Annotated in this window: 5 protein-coding genes; all 5 read right to left on the bottom strand. The window is 60.4% G+C overall.

Annotated elements, in window-relative coordinates:
• Nucleotides 1-464 (bottom strand): dienelactone hydrolase family protein (locus EPO09_RS09980; RefSeq protein ID WP_290642662.1); only part of this gene is annotated, 464 nt, incomplete at its 3' end.
• Nucleotides 465-490: 26 nt separating this feature from the next.
• Nucleotides 491-1,489 carry an SMP-30/gluconolactonase/LRE family protein gene (locus tag EPO09_RS09975; protein WP_290642660.1) on the bottom strand — a complete coding sequence of 333 codons (999 nt, stop codon included), beginning with the start codon at nucleotides 1,487-1,489 and terminating at the stop codon, nucleotides 491-493.
• Nucleotides 1,490-1,535: 46 nt separating this feature from the next.
• Entirely contained in the window at nucleotides 1,536-2,138 is a 603-nt protein-coding gene (locus EPO09_RS09970) for a peroxiredoxin (RefSeq protein ID WP_290642658.1), read from the bottom strand.
• A 29-nt stretch (nucleotides 2,139-2,167) separates the two neighbouring features.
• The gene (locus EPO09_RS09965; RefSeq protein WP_290642656.1) at nucleotides 2,168-2,860 is read right to left on the bottom strand and encodes a c-type cytochrome; all 693 of its coding nucleotides are present in this window, start codon (nucleotides 2,858-2,860) and stop codon (nucleotides 2,168-2,170) included.
• A gap of 16 nt (nucleotides 2,861-2,876) precedes the next feature.
• On the bottom strand, nucleotides 2,877-3,260 hold the full coding sequence (locus EPO09_RS09960) for a hypothetical protein (RefSeq protein ID WP_290642654.1): 384 nt from the start codon (nucleotides 3,258-3,260) through the stop codon (nucleotides 2,877-2,879).
• Nucleotides 3,261-3,441: the final 181 nt, after the last annotated feature.

The raw sequence follows: 3,441 nt of genomic DNA, 5'->3' as shown, positions 1-3,441 counted from the left end.
TCCAGCTTGGGAAACAGCTCACGCGCCTTGTCCTCATCCCCGGGGTAGCCACCCAAGGGGTACAGCGCATCAGGCGCAAAGGCGATGAAGCCATCCAGCGCAAGGCGGCGCGCAATGTCTTCTATATGGGGATTCAGGCCACGGTTCTCATGCACCACCAGCACGGCAGGCAACTTCCCTTTGGCGTTGGCTGGCTGCACGAGGTAGCCCCGCACAGTGCCATAGCCTAGGGGGGAAGGGATCTCGATGTAGCGGGCCTGGATACGGGCGTCACTACCCTGCACTTGTTGCGCCTGTGCAAAGTTGGGGCTCAACTCAGCCAACACCAACTCGGCACCCGCCACCCCAGCGGTGTATCGGGCCGCCGACTGCAGGAACCCACGACGACCGATCAGGCCATGCACATACTGGTCAAATAGCTTGAGCACCTCGGGTGCGAAATCGCTGGCGGTCTTGCCTGTCATGAGTCGATTCCCTTGAGTCCTGTTTGTCACTTGGCCCGGCCTTCGAAACCGGGGGTTTGCACAGCAATGCGATAGGCAGACCCGCGTCCGACGATGTACAAGGTCTTCTTGTCATCGCCGGCAAAGGCCAGGTTCTGCGGTTTTTTGGGCAAGGCGATCTGACCCAGGGCTTCACCCTTAGAACTGAAGACCTCGATGCCGGCGTTGGTGGCCACGTACACGCGCCCTGCCTCATCGACGGCCAGGCCGTCAGCACCACTGCTGTAGCCGTTGTCTGTCTTGGTCCAGCCAGCCAACTTCGCGAACTGCCGGCGGGCACCCAGGCTGCCGTCGGGCAAGATGTCGTAGGCCAGCAGGTGCTCTCCCAGCGTGTTGGCCACGTACAGCACTTTCTCGTCGGGGCTCAGCTGGATGCCATTGGGCCGCTCGATGTCAGCAATCAGGCGCTTGAGTTCACCTTGCTTGGAGATGCGGTAGACAGTGGGCTTGGCGGCTTCTACAGCCGGCGCAGCGTTGGGAGGCTGCCCTGCTGCTGGAGGGTTGGCACCTGAATCTGTGAAGTAGACGTTCCCTTTTTGATCGACCACCAGATCATTGGGGCGACCAAAGGGCTTGCCTTCGTAGTTGTCGGCCAATGTCTTGACCTTCGGGGGCGGGAAGATGATGCCCACGCGGGGCTTCAGCACCTGAACGGCATACAGATCGCCATTGGACGTGAAGCCCAGGCCATTGGCCCCGTTGCTCCCCTCCACAAAGACAGATGTCGAGCCATCCGGGGCGATGCGCGTCACCCTGTTGGCCTGAGTTTCCGTGAAGATCAAGCTACCGTCGGGCAGTGCCACAGGGCCTTCTGTCCCTGTGAAACCTTCCTTGATCAACTCGATCCTGGCACCAGCCTCCACCACACCGGGGATGGCGGTCGCCACGGACGCCGCAGCCTTTTCCTGCGCCCAGGATGATGTCGCCACAGTGCCCAGCACGCTGGCCAACAAGGTGGCCGCGCCAAGAATGGAACGCTTGTTCATGAACTGACCTCTCGTGTCTGTTGAACCGGACCGCCCTGACCTTCAATCAGGACTTCTTGCCTGCCTGCAGGCTCTGGATGACTTCCAGCGCCTTCTCCACATTGGCGGCGGGCGGCAAGCCACCTACCGTTGCGGCCACCTTGCCCTCCGACGTCACGATGAAAGTGGTGCGGTCTACGCGGGCGTGATCGATCTCCGCGCCGCGGGTGTCTTTGCGACCCGCTGGGATCTCGTTGACAGACAGATCAAAGGCCTTGGCCACCTTGCCATCGGCATCAGAGGCCACGGCGATCTTGCCGGCGCAGTAATCGGGATCAGCAGAGAAGTCGTTGAGACGTTTGATGCTGTCCAGCGAGACGCCGATGATGGAAGCACCTGCTGCCGCGAACTTGCCCACGTTGACAGCAAAGGTGTGCGCCTGGATGTTGCAGCCACCGGTATAGGCCGATGGATAGAAATACACCACCACGGGGCCCTTCCTGAGTGCGTCCTTCAGCGCGTAGCTGAACTCCTTGCCCGCCAGGGAGGCTTGCAGCTTGAAGTCGGGCACGCTGTCCCCTTCCTTCAAGGCAGCGTGCGCCGGGGACGACGCGAACACACCTGCAGCCAAGGCCATCGCCAGGCTTGTCGTCAACCAATTCTTGTTCATGCTTGCTCTCCAATCCATCTCTTGTTCAATCAGATGCCTGACAGGTAATCCGCCAGTGCTTCAATTTCCTTGTCCGTCAAGGCATTGGTGACCTTGTTCATCACGCCATCCGCGCTGTTGCGCCGGTCGCCGGAGCGCCAGTCACGCAGTTGCTTGTCGAGGTAGCGCCACTCCTGGCCGCCAACAATGGGTGCAGCCAGATTGCTTTCCAGGCCCTTGCCTTTGACACCATGGCAACTCACACAGGCCAACACGCCGCGAGCCGGATCGCCCTTTTCGTAAAGCTCCTTACCCAACTCATGCAGGTTGCCGTCCTGACCATGCATACGGGTCTTACTGGAGAAATAGACAGCGATGTCCCTGACATCCTCATCGGACACACTGCGCGCCATGATGGCCATCTGGTCGTCCTTGCGTGCCCCGGATCTGAAATCCCGGATCTGCTTGAGGATGTAGGAAGGGTATTGACCGGCCAGCTTGGCAAACTTGCCATCGGTGCTATTGGCATGCCCCGCTCCATTTCCATCCACGCCGTGGCACTCCATGCAACGCTCGTTCTCGGCCTTGTCCTTGCCGGCAACGGCGTCACCCTTGGGTGCCTCGGGTGCCACAGGCTTGTTGGACCGGGCATCGCTTGCCCTCGCCTTGCCTGCTGCAGGTGCAGACCAGGCTATAGGCATCAGGAGAACAGACGCCAACATCATCAGAATCACTGATCTCACTTGCGCTCCTTCACCTTCAAGACTTCTTGTAGAAGGTGTGGCAAGTTCTGCATGTGCGTGACAAGGTCGTGGCCGAGTCCGTCGCGGTGTTGAAGTCCTTGGCGGCCACGGACTTCACGATGGACTCGGCCAGCTCCTTGCTCTTGCGAGACAAATCCACGGCGTCGTCAGCACCGCCCTTGCTCACGAAGTGCGCCTCGACCTTGCCGAAGAGTTCCTGCAACTCCCTGGCATCGGCCGTGCTGCCCTGCGCGTTCTGTGTGGCGATGTTGGACGACAGGCTCTTGTTCGTGTCCTCGATGGTCTGCATCAGATCCATGTCCAGCTCCGCATCGGCGGCGCGAACCACGCCGCCGATGAGGACCAAAGATGCTGCCAGTGCAATGGTCAACTTGTGCATCGTCAGGCCAGAATGTCCTTGATGACCTTGCCGTACACGACAGTCGGACGCTCGGAGCGGCCGCTGTTGAGGAAGGTAGTCTTGAGGTGATCCAGGCCCAGCAACTGCAGCACAGTCGCATGCAGATCGTAGGTATCCACGGCCTTGTCCTTGTCGGCCACTTGCAGGCCCACCTCGTCGG

Source organism: Aquabacterium sp., from assembly GCF_004297345.1.
GTDB lineage: Bacteria > Pseudomonadota > Gammaproteobacteria > Burkholderiales > Burkholderiaceae_C > Aquabacterium.
Note: the sequence above shows the minus strand (reverse complement) of the source record. Positions and strands in the feature narration are given on the sequence as shown.